The organism is Sphingobium sp. VMM (genome assembly GCF_056790315.1).
On record NZ_JBXGSI010000024.1, the window covers coordinates 1 to 19,831 of the forward strand.

Here is a 19,831-nt window from a genome sequence, read left to right on the forward strand (position 1 = left end):
GCTGATAAAGCCTACGATGCCGACCGCATTCGCGCACTGATCGAAGAGCAAGGAGCTACGCCTAATATTCCGGCCAAATCCAATCGAAAATGGAAACCCTGCTTCAGCAAGCGCCTCTACCGCGAGCGCAACCTGATCGAACGGTTCTTCTCGAAGCTGAAGCACTTCCGTCGCGTCGCAACCCGCTATGATAAACTCGCCGACAACTTCCTCGCCATGGTGCAACTCGCTTCAATGCGCCTCTGGCTCCGTGCTTATGAGTCATCGTGTAATTGCGGCTGCTTCCTCGGACCCCGGTGGAGGCGCACACTTCTGGTTGTCGAATCCTGAAGGAAGGAAGCAGCCATGAAGCACTATGCCGGATTGGACCTGTCGATGGAAACCACGCAGGTCTGCATCGTTGATGAAAATGGTCGGAAGCTCGTGTCGGAGAAGGTCGAGAGTTCGCCAGAGGCCCTGGCTGAGATGCTCGAACGCAATGGCCCGATCGAACGCGCGGTGATCGAGACCGGCCGCATGTCGCCGGCGATCTGCCTTGGACTGCGCGAACTCGGCGTCCTGGTGGTGTGCATCGACGCCCGGCAGGCGCACCAGAGCCTGAAGGCAATGAAGGCGAACAAGACCGACCCGCACGATGCCGCCGGGCTCGCGCAACTGGCTCGAACGGGGTTCTACAAGGAGGTGCACGTCAAATCTCCTGCAGCGCATGGCGTCCGCAGTGTGATTTCCGCGCGTGGCCACCTGGTCGAGGCCCGTGTCCGTCTCGATAACATGATCCGCGGTCTTTGCGCCACGTTCGGCTATCGCCCCGGCGCTGGCCAGGGAAAGGCATTCCTCCAACGGATCAAGCAGGCCGCGCATATCCCCGGCCTTGGCGATGCCATCGCCTCTTTGCTGTCGGTGCGCGCCGAACTGGTCGAGCAGATCAAGGAAATGGACCGTCGCCTGCGTGTTATCGCCAGCCAGTCACAGGCCTGCGAGATCCTCATGACTATCCCCGGCGTCGGCGTGCAGACATCCGCCGCATTCGCGGCCGCGGTGGATGAAGCGGGTCGCTTCCGACAATCGCGCAATGCCGGCGCCTACTTCGGCCTGGTGCCCAGACGCCACCAATCGGGAGAACTCGACTGGACAGGCCGGATCACCAAGCAAGGCGACGGGACCGTCCGCAAGCTGCTCTACGAGGCGGCCAACTCGATCCTCACCCGCAGCCGCGAGACCTTTGCCTTGAAAACATGGGCTCTGAATATCGCCAAGCGCCGCGGCCTGAAGAAGGCCCGTGTCGCGCTTGCTCGCCGGCTCGCGGTAATCATGCATGCCATGCTGCGTGATGGCACTTTGTTCCAAGCATGAGGTAGAGTAGAACCTGTTTGCCAGCGGTGTGAAGCGCCCTGGGTTTTCAGGAGGCTCCAACTTGTGAGAAGGAGCATCCGTGATGAGCAAGACGACGAACAAATTTTCTCCTGAAGTCCGCGAGCGCGCGGTCCGTATGGTCGCAGAGCAGCGGGCTGAATATGGCTCGGAATGGGAAGTGATGAAGTCGATCGCGGCGAAGATCGGCTGCTCGCTGGAGACGCTGCGCCGCTGGTGCCGCGAGGAGGCGAGCCGACGAGCGGGACCAGCGGCGCTGGCTGCCGATGACCGTGAGCGGCTGAGGTTGCTTGAGCGCGAGGTGAAGGAGTTGCGTCGGGCTAACGAGATTTTGCGCAAGGCATCAGCGTATTTTGCGATGGCGGAGCTCGACCGCCCCGGCAGATGATGATGGCGTTCATCGACGCCCATCGCGAGGATTTGGGGATCGAGCCGATCTGCCGCGAACTGGCGATCGCCCCTTCCTCCTACCATGAACATGCTGCACGCCGTGCCGATCCCGGGAGGCGTCCGGCACGTGCCCGGCGCGATGAGGAGATCAGGGAGCAGATCAAGCGAGTCCATGAAGCCAGCTTCGGCCTCTATGGCGCACGCAAGGTCTGGCACCAGATGCGGCGTGACGGCATCATGGTGGCGAAATGCACGGTGGAACGATTGATGCGCGCCATGGGACTGGCGGGCGTCCGGCGTGGAAAGAAGACAGTCACCACTGTCAGCAACCCGAAGGCGCCGTGTCCGCTGGATAAGGTCAATCGGGAGTTTCGCGTCAGCCGGCCCAACGCTCTGTGGGTCGTCGATTTCACCTACGTGCACACTTGGGCCGGCTTCGTCTACGTCGCCTTCGTGATTGACGCTTTTGCTCGGCGGATCGTGGGGTGGAAGGTCAGCACGTCAGCCACTGCAGGCTTCGTTCTGGATGCCCTGGAGCAGGCGATCCATGCCCGCAGGCCTGGCCCCGATGACGGGCTGATCCACCATAGCGACCGGGGCGTTCAATACCTTGCCATGAACTACACCCAGCGCTTGGCCGAGGCCAAGCTCGTACCATCGGTCGGCAGCGTCGGCGACAGCTACGACAACGCCTTGGCGGAGACGATCAACGGCCTTTACAAGGCCGAGGTCATCTGGCGGCAGCGGTCATGGACAAGCGTTTCGGCCGTGGAAATGGCAACGCTGCGCTGGGTCGATTGGTACAACAATCACCGCCTCTTCGGCCCTATCGGGCACATCCCGCCCGCTGAAGCCGAAGACAATTACTATGCAGCCCTCGAGAACCTCGATATGGCTGCATAGCCCAATGAAAACTGCCTCCTGAAAACCCGGGGCGCTTCAAAGCGCCACGCGTGATCCGCGATGGCGCTACTTACCATGTCCCAATGATGTGTCGCAACCAGACAGCTAGTGCAGATGCTCCTTTTGCTGCTGCGGGTTAATTAGACTGGTTGTTTGAGGCTAGTCGCTATGGCCCATACGAAGGCGGCCAGTTCGCGGGCGATGGCGACGTTGACGACGTTTGCCGATTTGCCGGCGCGGGTCATACGGCGATGACGAGCACAGAGCCTGACCTGCGCCTTCCAGGCGATATCGCGGATCGACTGGTCGAGCCCCTGATTGCGTTTGAGTATGGTCTCTCCGATCCGCGCCGGGAGTCTGTAAGTCCAGGCACTCTCGACCAGCATGCGTCGCGCACGAGTATTCCCGGCCTTGGTGATGTTTCCACGCGCGGTTTTGGCGCCGGAAGAATGCTCGCAAGGCACCAGGCCGAGGTAGGCCATCAACTGGCGGGGGTTGGCGAAACGGTGGAAATCGCCAATCTCGGCCACGATGGTGATCGCCGCGATCAGGGCAATCCCACGCAAGGCCTGGATAACAGTCACGACCGGCGCCAATGACCACGACGGCACCAATGCCTCCATCTGCCGGGCAAGCCGATCCCGGCGGGCCTCGGCTTCATCAACGACCTGGACCATCTCCTCGAAAGCAATCTGGCGGGCAGGATGTTCGAAGCCTTGGGCTGCCAGCCATCGGCGATGCTTTCCGGTCCAGTGATTGCCGGCGCTGTATATCCGGCTTTGGCGCAGCAAAAAGCCCAGCACCTGCTGGCGGGTCCGGCGCAATCCCTGCATCGCCATCTGGCGGGCCCGGCACAAGTCCCGCATGGCCTCATGAGCTTCGTCCAGCACCTACACTGCGGTCAGTTCGGCGGAACGAAACAGCGCGGCAATAGCGGTGGCGTCGCGACGATCGGTCTTTACCCGATCGCCGGGACGTGTCGGAATGAGTGAAGGAGCAACGACAACGCACTCGTGGCCGAGCTGCGTGATCTGGCGATGAAGGCCGTAGCCGCACGGCCCCGCCTCGTAGCAGAATGACAAACGGGCATGACGTGCCGCCAGCTTGGCAACCATCTTCGCCACTGCTGTAGGATCACTGGATATCTCACCGATGTAGCGGACCTCCCCGCGCCGACCTGCCTCCGCGACCGATACCGCTATCGTCTTTTTGTGCGTGTCCATCGCTACATATGTCGTAGAATATTCCATGGCTCGTCTCCCATGCATGAGGATAGGACCTGATCTTTGGTCAACCCTCGATACTGCATGCCGGGGACGAGCTACCAACCGCGAACATAGCGTCTCAAATACTTATGGGTAATCGCAAGCCTCACCGGATGGCTACGATCATAACAAAACCCGATCGTACACCATTACGAGAGCGTTCTGACGCTGCCTCTAATCGGTCAAAACGCTCATGATGCGGATCAATCACTTACCCGCTTCAGCGAATGAGGGTCGTTAAGTCCCGCTTCTTCCGCAAAAACCGCCGCAAGCTTGGCTGGCGTTTCCGGCTCGTCAATTGTCGCGGGGATATCGAAGGGTTCGCGGTTCACGATCTCACGGAGCAGGCTACGCAAGATCTTGCCAGAACGGGTCTTGGGCAATTGCTCAACGACCAGAACTGCCTTCAGCGCCGCGATAGCCCCCAGTTCGCTGCGCACGGAAAGGACTGAGCGCTCGACAAGGCTCTTGTCCGTCGCATAGCCGGCTTGCGGGGTGACGAAAGCAATCGGTACCATACCTTTGAGGTTATCGTCCGCACCGACGACGGCGCATTCAGCGACACCTGGTTGCCGCGACACGATCTCTTCCATCTGTCCGGTCGACAGCCGATGACCGGCGATGTTGATGATGTCGTCGGTTCGTCCCATGATGTGCATGAAGCCCTCACTGTCGCGAAAGCCTGCATCACCGGTTTCGTAGTACCCAGGGAACGTCTCGAAATTTCGGACAAACGTGGCGTTGTTGTTCCACAGCGAACGGAAGGTGCCGGGCGGCAGCGGGGTTTCGATAACGACATTGCCGCTTGCCCCGTCGGGCAGAGCAAGTCCATCGTCATCGAGGATGGCGAACTGGTAACCGGGCACCGGAAAGCCAGCGCTGCCAGGCTTGCGGCGCAGGTCCCCCATCGCGAAGCATGAAGCGATGGCCGGCCAGCCAAGCTCGGTCTGCCACCAGTGATCGATCACCGGCAAACCGCTTAACCGCTCCAGCCACGCGATCGTTTCCGGGTCCGCGCGTTCTCCGGCCAGAAACACCGCGCGGCACGCTCCGGTGCCAATCTCCTTCAGGAACCGGGCATCGGGATCTTCCTTGCGGATCGCCCGGATGGCGGTCGGCGCAGTGAAGAAACTCTTGACATTATGGCGCGCTATGGTCCGCCAGAACGTGCCGGGATCGGGTGTGCCGACAGGCTTGCCTTCGAACAGGACGGTCGTGGCCCCAACCAGCAGCGGGGCATAGACGATGTAGCTATGCCCCACCACCCAACCGACGTCCGAGGCAGCCCAGAACGTGTCCCCTGCCCCGATGCCATAGATGTTGGCCATCGACCACGACAGGGCCACGGCATGTCCGCCATTGTCGCGCACCACACCCTTGGGAGTTCCTGTGGTGCCCGAAGTGTAGAGGATGTAGAGCGGATCGCCGGAGGCGAGAGGAACGCATGGAGGCACCGGCATATCGGCGGTCCTCCGCCGCAGATCGTGCCAGTCAATGTCTCGGACGGGCATCAAGTCCGCGGTTAGCTGTTCGCGCTGGACCAGGACGACATGCTCGACCGAGTGGGCGGCAAGGACCAGCGCTTCGTCGACCAACGGCTTGTAGGCAATGGTGCGGCTGCCCTCGATTCCGCACGAAGCGGTGAGCACCAGTTTGGGGGTGGCATCGTCGATCCGCTTGGCCAGTTCGGGTGGGGCGAACCCGCCGAACACAACGGAATGGATCACACCGAGCCGCGCGCAAGCCAGCATCGCGAAAACCGTCTCGGGGATCATCGGCATGTAGAGGATTACCCGATCCCCTTTTTTCGCGCCGAGGCTCGCCAGCATCGCCGCCGTACGTTCGGTTTCATGCAGCAGTTCGCGGTAGGTGTAATGGCGGATGGTTCCGGTTACCGGGCTGTCATAGGCAAGCGCCAGCGCATCGCCGCGTCCGGCCTGGACATGCCGGTCGAGGCAATTGTGGCATGTGTTCAGGATGCCTTCGGGAAACCAGCCCATGCTTTGGTCGTGGGCGCGCGGCGGATTTTCGACCCAGTCGATCGCCTTTGCGGCCTCGAGCCAGAATTGGTCAGGGCGGTTTGCAGCCCACCGCACTGCGCCATCGTAGGCCATCGCCCCGGTCTCATCACTCATGGTTTCCGCTCTCCCCTGTTTTCCGTCTGGCCTGCTGCTGCTCGGCGCGATACGAATATCGCGGCCAAGACAATGGCCGCTCCGACCATGTGATAGGTTTCAAGTCTCTCTCCCAACAGCAGCACCGCCAAGAAAACACCGAACACCGTGGGGAGATTCATGTAGACGCCGACTCTTACTGAACCGATCAGGATTACCGCACGGTTGAAGAAGGCATAGGCAATCAGCGAAGGAAAGATGCCTACATAGAGCACCGCGCCAATCACTTCAATTTGTGGCTTGGCGACCCCGCCATCGGCCAGGCTCACCAGGTAAGGTACAGCCAGCGTTCCCATGCCGACCGCGAACAGCACAGCGAGCAGAGTGATGTGGTGTATGGCGGGCACCTTGCGCAAGAACGTCGCGTAGGCCGAGTACAGGAAGACCCCGGTCAGGGCGAGCAAGTCGCCATGGTTGAGTCCGCCAAGATGCAACGCGAAAGGCTGCCCTCTGGTCACGATCCAGACGACTCCGGTAAGAGACAGCGCCGCACTGGAAACCAGCAGCGGTCTGATCCGCTCCCCGAACAGAATGCTCGGCATGACCAAGGTCATGATCGGCATGGTCGATTGCAGCAGCAGGCTGTTGGTGGCTGTGGTGAGTTGCAGGCTCCAGTAAACGATGAAGGCGAACACCCCCACGCCGAACACGCCCAGCACCGCCAGCAGGCGCCAGGAATCGCGCAGGACCCGACGATCGGCCACGACGTGCCGCCAGGCAAAGGGCAGAACGAATAGCAACGCGACCACCCAACGCCAAAAGGCCAGCGCCAGAGGAGAAAGCAAGTCGCGCGCCGCCCGGCCCACGATGGGGTTCAGCGCCCAGAATAGCGAAGCGAGAGAAAGCAACAAGACTGGTGAGCTCCATACGTAACGAAGGGCCTGCCGCCATCCAGAAGAACCATTGCCAGTACCCATCAGAACGAACGGTCCGTCACTCTCAATCCCACTTGCGTGGCATCGGCTTTTTGCATATCGTACATCGCATTGCCCTTAGTGTACGAATCTGCAGACGACAACCGCAGTTCGTGAAAACCGGAGAGAGCCATGAGCAGCGACGCCACACTCGTAGACACCGTGAATGCCAGCCAATCCCGTCAGGTGTTTTGGGATGAAGATGTTTACGCTCTTGAAATAGAGAGGATTTTTTCACGCGCTTGGCTGATGCTCGGTCACGAATCGCTTGTGCCCAAGCCGGGCGATTTCATCACCACCTATATGGCCGAAGACAAGGTCATCCTCTCGCACCAAAGCGACGGGACATTCCGCGCCTTCATCAACTCCTGCAGCCATCGCGGCAACCAGATCTGCCACGCCGACAGCGGAAATGCCAAGGCGTTCGTCTGCAATTACCATGGCTGGGTGTTCGGCCAGGATGGATCGCTGGTCGATGTCCCGCTCGAGTCGCGCTGCTATCATAACAGCCTCGACAAGCAGAAATTGGCGGCTAAGTCCGTTCGGGTTGAAACCTACAAGGGTTTCATTTTCGGTTGCCACGATCCCGAAGCGCCCAGCCTGGAGGACTATCTGGGTGAGTTCCGCTATTACCTCGATACCATCTGGGAGGGTGCCGGCGGCGGAATGGAATTGCTTGGCCCCCCGATGAAGAGCCTGCTCCAGTGCAACTGGAAGGTACCGGCCGAGAATTTCATCGGCGATGGTTATCACGTCGGCTGGACCCATGCCGCCGCGCTCAGCCAGATCGGCGGCGAGTTGGCTGGCCTGGCGGGCAATCGCGCCGACATTCCCTTCGACGATCTCGGCCTGCAGTTCACGACCCGGCACGGTCACGGCTTCGGGGTGATCGACAATGCCGCGGCCGGACTCCACATCAAGCGGGAGGGCTGGACCAAATTTCTCGAGGACACGAGGGGTGAGGTGCGCCGCAAGTTCGGCCCGGAGCGCGAACGGCTCTATCTGGGGCACTGGAACTGCTCGATCTTCCCAAACTGCTCGTTCCTCTACGGGACCAACACCTTCAAGATCTGGCATCCACGCGGACCGCATGAAATCGAGGTGTGGACCTATACCATAGTTCCGCGCGATGCCGATCCAGCTACCAAGAGCATGATCCAGCGCGAAGCGATCCGCACCTTCGGCACCGCCGGGACGCTGGAAAGCGACGATGGCGAAAACATGTCTTCGGCAACCTACATCAACCGAGGCGTGATCACGCGCAATGGCAGAATGAACTCCACGATGGGGGTCGGCTACGAAGGGCCGCATCCAGTCTATCCAGGCATCGTCGGGATCAGCTTCATCGGCGAAACCTCTTACCGGGGCTTTTACCGGTTCTGGAAGGAAATGATCGATGCACCCGATTGGGCTAGCGTGAAAGCAAATGACGACACTTGGGATTCGGTTTTCCCGAACCGCAATTTCTGGAACGAGAAGCTTAACGCGGCCGAATGAGCGCCCCAAGCGGTGGTTCGAAAATCATAGAATAAGGAGAGAATATGTCGACTGAACAAGTTCCGGTGACGCCGGACGTTCACTATGATATCGAAGCGCACTATCGCGCTGAGGTCAGAATGTTTCAAACCGGGCAGTACCGGGAATGGCTCCAGGGAATGGTCGCCGAAGACATCCATTACTGGATGCCAATCTATGAACAACGGCTCACCAGGGACCGGCGCCCCGACCCGACGCCTGACGATGCGGCAATCTACAACGACGATTTCGGAGAGCTCAAGCAGCGCGTCGAGCGGCTTTATTCAGGCCAGGTATGGATGGAGGATCCGCCGTCTAAGATACGGTACTTCGTTTCGAATGTTGAAGCATTCGAGGCCGGTAACGGCGAATTGGACGTTCTGTCGAACATCCTTGTGTACCGCAACCGCCGCCAGACGGAAGTGACGGTGCATACGTTGGGGCGCGAGGACAAGCTGCGTCGGGATGGTAACGGCTTCAAGGTCTTCCGGCGTAAGCTCATCCTCGATGCGAGAGTCACGCAAGACAAGAACCTGTATTTCTTTTGCTAATAACGCGCGATTGCCAAAAACCCGGGAGAATATGCATGGAAGCCTACGCCGCGATCATTGAACGCCAAGGCGGAGAATTCGTCCTCGATAACGTATCGATCGAAGACCCCCGCGATGGTGAGGTGCTCGTCAAGGTTGCGGCGGCGGGCATATGCCACACCGACCTGACCGTCCGCGACCAGTATTACCCGACCCCGCTGCCGGCCGTGCTCGGCCATGAAGGTTCCGGCGTCGTCGAAAAGGTCGGCCGTGGGGTTTCCACTGTCAAGCCGGGCGATAAGGTGGTTCTGTCGTTCAGCTATTGCGGCACCTGTCCGGCTTGCCTCAAGGGGCATCAGGCCTATTGCCCCAGCCTTTTCCCGCTCAATTTCATGGGCCGCCGGCTCGACGGATCGACCCCGATCACCCGCAACGGCGAGGACGTGAACGCCTGCTTCTTCGGTCAGTCCTCATTCGCGACCTATTCGATTGCGAGCGAGAACAATTGCGTCAAGGTTGCTGACGATGCCGAGATCGAATTGCTCGGCCCGCTGGGCTGCGGTATCCAGACAGGCGCGGGCGCAATCCTCAATTCGCTGCGGCCGGCTCCAGGTGCCTCGATTGCGATCTTCGGCGTCGGCTCGGTCGGTCTCAGCGCAGTGATGGCCGCCAAGTCATCGGGCTGTCTCAAGATCATTGCGGTCGATCGCAACCCGGCTCGGCTCGAAGTCGCGCGCGAACTTGGTGCAACCGATGTGATCGACGCGTCGACCACCAATGCCCAGGAAGCGATTGTCGCGATGACCGGCGGCGGTACCGATTTTGCGATGGACACGACCGCGATCCCGCAGGTGCTGCGTTCAGCGGTCGAAAGCACCCACAACATGGGGGAAACCGCAGTCGTGGGCGGCGCCAAGCTGGGCACCGAATTTTCGCTTGATATGAACAACATCCTGTTCGGTCGCAAGCTGCGCGGGGTAGTGGAAGGCTCCAGCACGCCGCAGGTGTTCATCCCGCAGCTGATCGCGATGCAGAAGGCCGGCCTGTTCCCATTCGAGAAGCTCTGCTCGTTCTACGATTTCGATCAGATCAACCAGGCTGTCGAAGACACCGAAAAAACTGGCAGCGCGATCAAGGCCATCCTCCGGATGTAAGGACCGTGTTCGCCAGCCGCCTTGCCGCCCGTGTGGCGGCAAGGCGCGGCATGCCCGGGGACATGTTTGGCAAGAGCGGCACATTCCCCGGGGAAACTAGCAGCAAATGAAAACCGTCTACACGTTCGGCCCCGGCATTGCCCATGATGACTCGCGCGCCCGCGACAAGGCGGTAGTGGGCGGCAAAGGCGCCAATCTCGGCGAGATGGCGCGGATCGGGTTGCCTGTCCCACCCGGCTTCACCATCACAACCGAAGAATGCCTTCATTTCCTGCGCGATCGCCACAGCCAGTCCGCGCGCCTCGATGGCGAAGTCAGGTCGGCGCTGACCCATATCGAGCGCACGGTGGGCAAGAGGTTCGGCGATCGGCACGATCCCTTGCTGGTATCGGTTCGTTCCGGCGCCCGGGTCTCGATGCCGGGCATGATGGACACGATCCTCAACCTGGGCCTCAACGACCAAACGGTGCGTGGCTTGGCTGCTTCGTCTGGCGACGAGCGGTTTGCCTGGGACAGCTATCGCCGCTTCGTCCAGATGTACGCAAGCGTTGTGCTCGGGATCGATCACGCGCGGTTCGAGGACGCGCTGGAAAAGGCCAAGGAAGATCGCGGCGTCTCGCAGGACGTGGACCTGAGCGCCACCGATCTTCGTGACTTGATCGGCGAGTTCTTCGGCATCGTCGAGGCCGAACGCGGCGCTCCCTTTCCGCAGGACGTCGACGAGCAGCTTGCTTCCGCAATCGCTGCTGTATTCGAATCCTGGGAATCCGATCGCGCCAAGGTCTATCGCCGCCTCAACGGCATCCCTGGCGAATGGGGAACGGCGGTCAACGTCCAGGCGATGGTATTCGGCAATCTCGGCGAAACCAGCGCGACGGGCGTCGCCTTCACCCGCAATCCGGCAACCGGGGACAAGGCCTATTACGGAGAATGGCTGGTCAACGCCCAGGGCGAGGATGTGGTCGCCGGGATCCGGACGCCGCAATATCTGACGCTCGCAGCCCGCACGGCCGCCGGCGCCAAGCTGCCGTCGATGGAAGAGGCGCTGCCCGCGGTCTTCACGGAGCTCGCCCGCCTGTTCGAGCTGCTCGAGCTGCACTATCAGGACATGCAGGACATGCAGGACATCGAATTCACGGTCGAGCGCGGCAAGCTCTATATCCTGCAGACCCGCTCCGGAAAGCGCACGGCCAAAGCCGCGCTGAAGATCGCCGTCGATATGGTCGAGGAAGGCCTGATCGCCGAGGAAGCGGCGATCAGGCGGATCGATCCGGCCTCGCTCGATCAGCTTCTGCATCCCACGCTCGATCCCGACGCGCCACGGACCCTGCTGGGATCGGGGCTTCCGGCTTCGCCGGGGGCTGCATCGGGCGCGGTCGTGTTCGACGCCGATACGGCTGCGGTGCGCGCCGAACTGGGGGAAAACGTCATCCTGGTCCGGCAGGAAACTTCGCCGGACGACATCCATGGCATGCATGTCGCTCGCGGAATTCTGACTGCCAAGGGCGGCATGACCAGCCATGCGGCGGTCGTCGCGCGGGGCATGGGGCGCCCTTGCGTCTCGGGGGCGTCCAGCCTGTCGATCGATTACCAGGCGCGATCAGCGGAGATTGGTGGCGTGCACATCGCCGAAGGTGACCTGATCACTATCGATGGCAGCACCGGCGAGATTTTCCAGGGCGCCCTGCCAACCGTGATGCCTGAGCTTGACCGCGAATTTGCGACGGTGATGGCCTGGGCCGATCGGCATCGCCGCATGAATGTGCGCACCAATGCCGAAACCCCGGCCGATTGCGAAGTCGCCCGCCAGTTCGGAGCGGAAGGCATCGGTCTGTGCCGCACCGAACACATGTTTTTCGACGGCGAACGCATCAACTTCATGCGCCAGATGATCCTGGCCGCGAATGTGGCTGAGCGGCTCGTCGCGCTCGATCGGTTGTTGCCCGAACAGCGTAGCGATTTCGCCCGGATTTTCGAGATCATGCAGGGGCTTCCCGTCACGGTGCGGCTGCTCGATCCCCCACTCCATGAGTTTCTTCCCCATTCCGAATCGGAATTCACCGAGCTGTCCGCCGCCGTCGGCATCGGCGTGGATCAGCTCAGACGCCGGGCCGAGGAATTAGCCGAGTCCAATCCGATGCTCGGCCACCGCGGCTGCCGCCTGGGCGTGGTCTATCCGGAAATCTACGAGATGCAGGCCCGCGCAATCTTCGAAGCGGCCTGCGCGGTGAGCCGGGAGACCGGCCAACCGGTCGTGCCGGAAATCATGATCCCCCTCGTCGGCACGGCCCGCGAACTCGACATGCTCAAGCGGATTGTGATCGGGGTGTCGGAAGCGGTCTTCGCGGAGCAGGGATTGACGGTTGAATTCACCGTCGGGACCATGATCGAATTGCCCCGCGCCGCGCTGGTGGCGGACGAGATCGCCAAGGTTGGCGAGTTCTTCTCGTTCGGCACCAACGATCTTACCCAGACCACGCTGGGCATCAGCCGGGACGATGCCGGACGGTTTCTTGGCAGCTACATAGACAAGGGCATCTTTGCCACCGACCCATTCGTCAGCATCGATGTAGAAGGGGTCGGCAAGCTGATTGCGATGGCCGCCCGTCTGGGCCGCGAGGCCCGCCCCGACATCAAGCTGGGGATCTGCGGCGAACACGGCGGCGATCCGGCCTCGATCGCGTTCTGCGACAGGGTCGGCCTCGATTATGTCAGCGCTTCCCCGTTCCGAGTTCCCATAGCGCGCCTCGCCGCTGCCCAATCGGCACTGGCCGCTACCTAGCGCGGAACCCGGCCAAGAGCTTAACAAGTCAAAGGGTGGAGGAGAAGAACCATGGACTATGATCGCAAGGACGCCAAGAAATGGGCCACCGAGACAGTCCGGGGGTTTTACCAGTGTCCGATCACCCCGATGACCGCGGACCACAAGTTCGACATCGACGGGATCCGCTACAACATCGACAAATATGTCGAAATGGGCCTTGATGGCCTGGTTGTCGGCGGCTTCATTGCCGAATGCTGGAACGTCACTCCGTCCGAATGGATGCGCTATCACGAGATCGTCGCCGAGGCCAACGCCGGGCGGCTCGATCTTTGGACGATCATCCTCGACCCGTCGGTCCACCTCGCGCTCGAAAAGATGCAGTTCGTCGAGGAGCTGGGTTTCAACGGCGCCGAGGTCATCAATCCCGTCGTCCAGCTTCGCACCGACGACGAGATTTTCGCCTGGTTCAAGTATCTGACCGATCGCAGCAACATGGCGGTCTGCCTCTACCGCACGCCGGTTTCGGGCACGGTGCTGAGCTGGAACCTGATGCGCCGCCTGGCCGATCTCGAGACCGTGATCGGGGTCAAGCAGGGTGCGCTCAATCGCGCCGAGACGATCAAGATCCGCAGCCTGATGCCCGAAGGCTTCAACACCATGGAGCCGTTTGAGTATTTCTTCCTCGAAGACCTCCGGCTGGGCGGGACGGTGTGCTGGGGCGAACTGTCGTTCATGCTCTATGGCAAGAAGCGCCACCTCGCGCGCGACTACATCAACCTCGCCCACCAGGGCAAATGGGAAGAGGCCCGCACCAAGTGGGAAGGCCTGCACGACGTCCGCGAATATTACCATGACCAGTTTGTCTGGGATATCGCGCGCACCGCGACCTATGCTTCGGCGCTGGCGAACATCAAGGCGTGGTATGAGGCGATCGGCCTCAAGGCCGGCCCGATCCTGCCGCCGGTCGCGGACGTGACCCCGCAGAAGAAGGAAGAGATCAGGGCCAAGCTCATCGAGCTCGGCATCGCCTGATCGGACGCGGGACATCGGCAATGACCAGGCAACTGCACTTCTGCATCCACGGCGCAGGCGGACTTGGTTCCGTTATCGGCGGCTTCCTGGCCCGCGGCGGACACAAGGTAACGCTGATTGCGCGCAAACCCCATGTCGAGGCCATCCGCCAGGGTGGTCTGCAAATCGAAGGGGTGCGGGCGCAGTTCGTGCAGCGCGCCAACCTGTTCGCGGTCGAGACCCCGGCCGAGGTCGAGGGCGCGATCGACTATTACATCCTGCTGACCAAGGCGAAGGGCACCGATCAGGCGCTGGCCGATGCGGCGGTGCTGGTTGACCGGACAGCCTGCGCCCTCACCTTGCAGAACGGGGTTGGCAAGGAAGGCCGGCTGCAGGCCGCGTTCGGCAAGGACGAGGTGATTGGCGGGTCGATCATGGACGGCGCAACCCTGCTCGAACCCGGCCGGGCGCTCAACCACATGGCCGTCCCGGTAACCGCCTATTTCGGCGAACTAGGAGGCGGAGAAAGCGATCGCACCCGGACCATGGCCGAGGCGCTGGACTCAGCCGGGATGGGGTCCCGCTCGACTGCCGACATCACCCATGTCCATTGGGAAAAACTGGTCCAGGTCGGAAGTGCTTCATCGTGGAGCGCCAGCACCCTGGGCGGCATCAAAGAGCTCGATTTCATCGACGGTGTGGCGGTACGCGAAGGCGCGGCCCAGTATATCCTGATCGTCAAGGACCTGCTGGCGATCTACAAGGCGCTGGGGTACGAACCGCAAAATTTCTTCGCGCCCGTCTCACGGCTCGTCGAGATCAACGGAGAAAGCTTCGCGCTCGCCGGGGTGATGGCCATGGTCGGCCGGTTCAAGCCGGAGAATCGCCCGGTCCGGACCTCGATGCACGATGACCTGGTGGCAGGACGGCGCATGGAGGTTGACGAAATACTGGGACCGCTCGCCGAGGCCGCCGAACGCCTCGGCGTCGATGCACCGACATTCCTGGGGGCTTACCGGATCCTCAAGACCCTGAACACCTACCTTTGACCTTTCGGCACGGGAAACCCTTTTGAACCGCTATACCATAGCCAATATTCCCGGCGACGGCACCGGCCGCGAGGTTCTGCCCGCCGGGGTGCAGGTCTTGTCGGCGGTAGCGCAGCGATGTGGCTTTGCGCTCGAGTTTCGCGACTTCGACTGGAGCTGCGAAACCTATCTCGCCACCGGGAAAATGATGCCCGATGACGGGCTCACCCGGCTTGCCGATCATGACGCAATCTTCCTTGGCGCGGTCGGTTACCCGGGGGTGCCCGATCACGTCTCGCTGTGGGGCCTGCTGCTGCCGATCCGGCGCGAATTCGATCAATATGTCAATCTCCGGCCGGTGCGGTTGCTGCCCGGCATTCGCTCGCCGCTGCGCGAAAAGAGCACCGGCGATATCGACTTCTGGGTGGTGCGGGAAAATTCGGAAGGCGAATATTCCCAGATCGGCGGCCGCACCGGCACCGGCGAGGATGAAATCGTCATCCAGCAGGCAGTATTCACCCGCCGCGGCACCGACCGGATCCTGCGTTACGCCTTCGATTTCGCGCGCAAGCTTGGCCGGCCGCATGTCACCTCGGCCACCAAGTCGAACGGGCTCTACCATTCGATGCCGTTCTGGGACGAGCGTTTCGCGGCGATCGGCGCGGAATATCCCGGGATCGCCACCGACCAGTACCATATCGACATTCTGGCCGCCCGCTTCGTGATGTCACCCGAACGGTTCGACGTGGTGGTCGGATCCAATCTGTTCGGCGACATCCTGTCCGATCTCGGTCCCGGCGTAACCGGGACGATAGCGGTCGCGCCGTCGGCCAATCTCAATCCGTCGCGGCGCTATCCGTCGATGTTCGAACCGGTGCACGGATCGGCTCCGGACATTGCCGGCCAGGGCATTGCCAATCCGATCGGACAGATCTGGTCGGGGGCGATGATGCTCGACCATCTGGGAGAAGCGGAAGCCGCAGCGATGGTGCTGGCCGCGATCGAAGCGGTCCTGCGCGATCCGCAAGCAGTCCTGACCCCCGATCTGGGCGGCAACGGCAGTACAGCGGTCCTGACCCGCCAAATATTGGAAAAGCTGCAGGGAAGGTGATCCCCGGCAGTCTTCGCGAGCCTGAAGGAACGAAACGCATGAGCCTGCAACGTCAGCTTCACCTCGGCGCGTTCATGCGGCCGGTCAGCATCCATACCGGCGCCTGGCGCTACCCCGGGGCAATCCCGGATGCGAATTTCAACTTCGCCGCGATCCGGCAATTCGCGCGCAAGCTGGAAGCAGGCAAGTTCGACGCCTTTTTCATGGCTGATCATCTCGGGGTCCTGAACATGCCGGTCGAGGCGCTGCGGCGCAGCCACACCGTCACCTCGTTCGAACCCTTCACCCTGCTGTCGGCGCTGGCTGGCGCCACCGAACGGATCGGGCTGGTCGCCACTGCCTCCACCACCTTCGACGAACCCTTTCACGTCGCGCGCCGCTTTGCCTCGCTCGATCACCTCAGCGGCGGGCGGGCCGGCTGGAACGTCGTCACCACGTCCAACCCCGAGAGCGCCAAGAATTTCGGGTTCGAGGTGCAGCCCGATCATTCCGGCCGCTACGGGCGCGCCCGCGAATTCTACGACGTCGTGACTGGCCTGTGGGACAGCTTCGCGGAAGACGCCTTCGTCTGCGATGCGGAAAGCGGCATCTATTTCAATCCCGCGCGGATGCACGTCCTCGATCACAGAGGGCTGCATTTCTCGGTCCTCGGGCCGCTCAACATCGCCCGCCCCCCGCAGGGCTGGCCGGTCATCTTCCAGGCGGGGGCCTCGGACCCTGGACGCCAGCTTGCCGCCGAAACCGCCGAAGTCGTCTTTGCCGCTGGATCGAATCTTGCCGCCGCCAAGAGCTTTTATTCTGATGTGAAAGGGCGGATGATCCCGATCGGACGCAATCCCGATCATCTCAAGATCCTGCCCGCCGCGCTCGTCGTTGTCGGTGACACGGTCGAGCAGGCCAAGGCCAAGCGCGCTCACCTGGACAGCCTGGTTCACTATGAAAGCGGGATTCACTCGCTGTGCGGCATGCTCGATCATGATGTTTCGGGGTTCGACCCCGATGGCCCCCTCCCCGAAATACCCGATACCAACGCCAGCAAGACCTCTCGTGAAATGCTGGTCACGCAAGCCCGACAGTACAACCTCACCATCCGCCAGCTCGCCGCGAAAGCCGGCAGCTATGCCGGGCTCGCCTTCGTCGGCACTCCGGCTTCGATCGCCGACGAGATGGAGCAATGGCTGGAGGAGCGCGGTTCGGACGGGTTCGTCGTGATGTTCCCCTATCTGCCGGAGGGGCTCGACGATTTCGTCGATCGGGTCGTGCCCGAATTGCAGCGCCGGGGCATTTTCCGCAAGGACTACCAAGGCACGACCCTGCGCGATCATTTCGGGTTGCCGCGCCCCGGCAATCGATTCTTTTGACGCGGCGAACCGAAAGCCGCAGACCAGACCGCTAACGACACGGAGGGAACAACCATGGCCGCCTATTTCATCGCTTCCGTCACCTCGCACGACGATGGCTGGGTTGCGGACTACCAAGCCAATGTTCCGCCGATGGTTGCGCGGTTCGGCGGCGAACTGATCTGCCGCTCCAACCAGTTCGAACGCTTCGAAGGCGAAGGCGCGGCGCCGCACTATACGGTGATCATCCGCTTCCCTGCGATGGCGGATGTCCAAGCGTTCATGGCCTGCCCCGACTATGCGCCGTTCAAGGTTGCACGGATCGCCGGCGCAACGTCCGACATTTTCGCGGTCGCCGACTGACCGGCGCAGCCTTTGGAGATCGAACCATGCAAAGCCTGCGCATCTTCTTCATCGCCAGCGGAATCTGGTACCTGTGCAATCTGGTCCTGCTCTGGCCGCCGGTCTATGCAGGGGCCCTGTCCCTGATCTATCCGGGAATCGATCTGGGCCAGGGCCAGCCGGTGTTCGATCTGCTGCTCGATGCCTGGCTGATCGTCGGGATACAGCTGGCCGCGATCGGTATCGTCGCCCTGTGGGGCGCGCGGCAGCCGTGGAAATACATCGCGCTGGTCCCGGTGATCGTGCTAACCGAAGCGGTCGGCGCGGCATGGGACATCTACAGCCTGTTGTGCAGCGGCGAGGCGGAATGGGTCGTCTTCACAACGCTGGCGGCTCATGCTGTGATCGTACTCGGAGCCTGGTACACCTGGACTGCGGCGCACCGGGAAAAGGCGCAACAAGGCGCAGTGACCTCATAGATTGAAAAACGGCCAAGGCGAAGAACGGACGCGGAACGTTATGGAGTTCGCGCGGCGTCTTTGACGGCGAAGTTGTTGACGATGCGACTGATGGTGGCGCGATGGACGCGGAAGAGGCGGGCGATATCGGCTGTCGATCTGCCAGCGGTGAGCATGGTGATGACCTCGGTCTGTTGGTGGGGCGAGAGCTTGGGTTGTCGGCCGCCACTGCGCCCCTGGGCACGCGCCGAGCGCAGGCCAGCCTGCGTTCGTTCGCGCACCATGGCGCGCTCGAACTCGGCGAACGAGCCCAGCATTTGCATCATCATGCGACCGGATGCCGTTGTGCTGTCGATATTTTCGGTCAGCGAGCGGAATCCGGCGCCGGCCTTTTCGACGCGGTCGAGGATAAGCAGCAGATCTTTCAGCGACCGCGACAGCCGGTCAAGTTTCCAGGCTGCGAGAACATCACCGGGCTCGAGACGGTCGAGCAGTCGGTGGAGTTCCGGTCGATCCCAGCGGCCGCCCGAGGCATGTTCTTCGTAGAACCGGGTGCAGCCCGCGGCTTCGAGTGCTTCGATCTGCGGGGCGGTATCCTGGTCTTCGGCCTTGGACACGCGAGCATAGCCGAGCAGCTTGGGTGATGCTGCATTTATCTGTTGCTTTTGCATGTCGTTTGGCAACAGCTTTGTGCGACGAATAGCGCGTTGTTTTTGCTGGACCGGTCTGGATGCTGCGCAAACGACCGTTTGCGCGCGTTCGTTCCTCATGACTGGCATCCGCGATGTCGCGGCTTCAGCCCCGTGCTTCTTTCGGCCAGCCAGTCGATGGCGCCCGGGATGGCACGCCAGGCGGCGCCGTTTTCCTCGACATAAGCGGTCGCCTCATCCTCTCCGCCCATACTGATGTAGCCGTCGCGAGAAGGAACGAGGCGTTTGAGGCCGGCCAACATGGCAGGCACATGCGAGTTGCTCTCCCAGGCTTCCCGGACAATCGCCGGACCGCGCGGGTCCTGTTCGCGATAGGCTATCAGCGCCAGCGTGTAGGCCCAGGCGGCACTTCCATCTCCTTCATACTGGCGCAGTAGCACCTTCAGCCCAGCGAGATCGTCGCGCTGGAGCAAGGCGCTTGCCAGCAGGTAGCGGATGCCCTGATTGTCATTGGGATTGAGGATCAGCATCGCGCGATAATGGTCGATCGCCGCCTGCTGCTCGCCCGTGCGCCATAATGTCATCGCCAGTCCTGCTCGCGCCCGCATATAGGGTCTGGTCTGCAGGAACCCCCAGAAGTGGCCAGACAGTTCTTCGAATTCATTGCCGAGCGCGCGCTCGCCTGCCTCCACGCCTTGACGGTAAAGGGCTAGTGCGTCCGGTTGGGATCGCGCGTCTTCCTCCGCAAGCAGGACATAGGCGTCCGCGCATAGCGGAGAGATGTCGAGTGCGGCCCTGGCGAGAGCGACACGCGCGGCACCGCTCGCTTCCCACGCATCGTACATCATTTCCTGCGCATCATCGACGGCGCCGTTCGTATCGGCCTCCACGCGGCCGAACAGCCCGGCCAT

General features: G+C 61.8%; 16 protein-coding genes, 2 pseudogenes and 1 other annotated feature. Of the genes and pseudogenes, 13 read left to right on the forward strand and 5 right to left on the reverse strand.

The features are described from left to right. From ACUCV3_RS23415 to ACUCV3_RS23425, 3 genes and pseudogenes are all read left to right on the forward strand, one after another. Nucleotides 1–249 (forward strand): annotated as a pseudogene (locus ACUCV3_RS23415) (transposase); the annotation flags it as partial. Between the two features lie 96 nt (nt 250–345). Then, nucleotides 346–1,353, forward strand: coding sequence for an IS110 family RNA-guided transposase (locus ACUCV3_RS23420; RefSeq protein WP_037508579.1), 1,008 nt, complete (start codon nt 346–348; stop codon nt 1,351–1,353). Between the two features lie 82 nt (nt 1,354–1,435). Further along, a protein-coding gene (locus ACUCV3_RS23425; protein ID WP_482241199.1) for an IS3 family transposase occupies nt 1,436–2,664 on the forward strand; the annotation gives its coding sequence in 2 pieces (ribosomal slippage) (nt 1,436–1,724 and nt 1,724–2,664; 1,230 coding nt in all). After that, nucleotides 1,717–1,833: a sequence feature (AL1L pseudoknot), on the forward strand. (Overlaps the previous gene by 117 nt.) A 140-nt stretch (nt 2,665–2,804) precedes the next feature. On the opposite strand, the pseudogene ACUCV3_RS23430 reads toward ACUCV3_RS23425, so the two are convergent. From ACUCV3_RS23430 to ACUCV3_RS23440, 3 genes and pseudogenes are all read right to left on the reverse strand, one after another. Next, nucleotides 2,805–3,914: pseudogene (locus tag ACUCV3_RS23430) on the reverse strand (IS110 family RNA-guided transposase). Between the two features lie 218 nt (nt 3,915–4,132). Next, complete coding sequence (locus ACUCV3_RS23435; RefSeq protein ID WP_482241200.1) at nt 4,133–6,064, reverse strand: AMP-binding protein; 1,932 nt, start codon at nt 6,062–6,064, stop codon at nt 4,133–4,135. Further along, nucleotides 6,061–6,954 carry a DMT family transporter gene (locus ACUCV3_RS23440; RefSeq protein WP_230588528.1) on the reverse strand — a complete coding sequence of 298 codons (894 nt, stop codon included), beginning with the start codon at nt 6,952–6,954 and terminating at the stop codon, nt 6,061–6,063. Before ACUCV3_RS23440 ends, ACUCV3_RS23435 begins: the two co-directional genes overlap by 4 nt. 195 nt (nt 6,955–7,149) lie before the next feature. On the opposite strand from ACUCV3_RS23440, the gene ACUCV3_RS23445 reads away from it, so the two are divergent. From ACUCV3_RS23445 to ACUCV3_RS23490, 10 genes are all read left to right on the forward strand, one after another. Beyond that, nucleotides 7,150–8,514, forward strand: a complete 1,365-nt coding sequence (locus ACUCV3_RS23445) for an aromatic ring-hydroxylating oxygenase subunit alpha (protein ID WP_037508582.1) — start codon at nt 7,150–7,152, stop codon at nt 8,512–8,514. Between the two features lie 44 nt (nt 8,515–8,558). Beyond that, on the forward strand, nt 8,559–9,083 hold the full coding sequence (locus ACUCV3_RS23450; RefSeq protein WP_482241201.1) for an aromatic-ring-hydroxylating dioxygenase subunit beta: 525 nt from the start codon (nt 8,559–8,561) through the stop codon (nt 9,081–9,083). Nucleotides 9,084–9,118: 35 nt separating this feature from the next. Then, on the forward strand, nt 9,119–10,216 hold the full coding sequence (locus ACUCV3_RS23455; RefSeq protein WP_037508586.1) for an NAD(P)-dependent alcohol dehydrogenase: 1,098 nt from the start codon (nt 9,119–9,121) through the stop codon (nt 10,214–10,216). Nucleotides 10,217–10,322: 106 nt separating this feature from the next. After that, a complete protein-coding gene (gene ppdK / locus ACUCV3_RS23460) occupies nt 10,323–12,998 on the forward strand; it encodes a pyruvate, phosphate dikinase (protein WP_482241202.1) in 2,676 nt (891 codons plus the stop codon). Nucleotides 12,999–13,049: 51 nt separating this feature from the next. Next, entirely contained in the window at nt 13,050–14,012 is a 963-nt protein-coding gene (locus ACUCV3_RS23465; protein ID WP_037508588.1) for a dihydrodipicolinate synthase family protein, read from the forward strand. 20 nt (nt 14,013–14,032) lie between these two features. Then, entirely contained in the window at nt 14,033–15,040 is a 1,008-nt protein-coding gene (locus ACUCV3_RS23470; RefSeq protein ID WP_037508591.1) for a ketopantoate reductase family protein, read from the forward strand. A 22-nt stretch (nt 15,041–15,062) separates the two neighbouring features. Continuing rightward, nucleotides 15,063–16,130, forward strand: coding sequence for a tartrate dehydrogenase (locus tag ACUCV3_RS23475; protein WP_037508594.1), 1,068 nt, complete (start codon nt 15,063–15,065; stop codon nt 16,128–16,130). 38 nt (nt 16,131–16,168) lie between these two features. Further along, nucleotides 16,169–17,491: an LLM class flavin-dependent oxidoreductase gene (locus ACUCV3_RS23480; RefSeq protein WP_170978351.1), complete on the forward strand. Its 1,323-nt coding sequence runs from the start codon at nt 16,169–16,171 to the stop codon at nt 17,489–17,491. A gap of 54 nt (nt 17,492–17,545) precedes the next feature. Continuing rightward, the gene (locus ACUCV3_RS23485) at nt 17,546–17,833 is read left to right on the forward strand and encodes a DUF1330 domain-containing protein (protein ID WP_013834075.1); all 288 of its coding nucleotides are present in this window, start codon (nt 17,546–17,548) and stop codon (nt 17,831–17,833) included. A 26-nt stretch (nt 17,834–17,859) separates the two neighbouring features. Beyond that, nucleotides 17,860–18,291 (forward strand): BphX family protein, encoded by a 432-nt coding sequence (locus ACUCV3_RS23490; protein ID WP_025551201.1) that lies wholly within the window; start codon nt 17,860–17,862, stop codon nt 18,289–18,291. A 38-nt stretch (nt 18,292–18,329) separates the two neighbouring features. On the opposite strand, the gene ACUCV3_RS23495 is transcribed toward ACUCV3_RS23490, so the two are convergent. Beyond that, on the reverse strand, nt 18,330–19,040 hold the full coding sequence (locus ACUCV3_RS23495) for a recombinase family protein (protein WP_240700498.1): 711 nt from the start codon (nt 19,038–19,040) through the stop codon (nt 18,330–18,332). After that, nucleotides 19,037–19,831: a hypothetical protein gene (locus tag ACUCV3_RS23500; RefSeq protein ID WP_080727004.1), complete on the reverse strand. Its 795-nt coding sequence runs from the start codon at nt 19,829–19,831 to the stop codon at nt 19,037–19,039. Before ACUCV3_RS23500 ends, ACUCV3_RS23495 begins: the two co-directional genes overlap by 4 nt.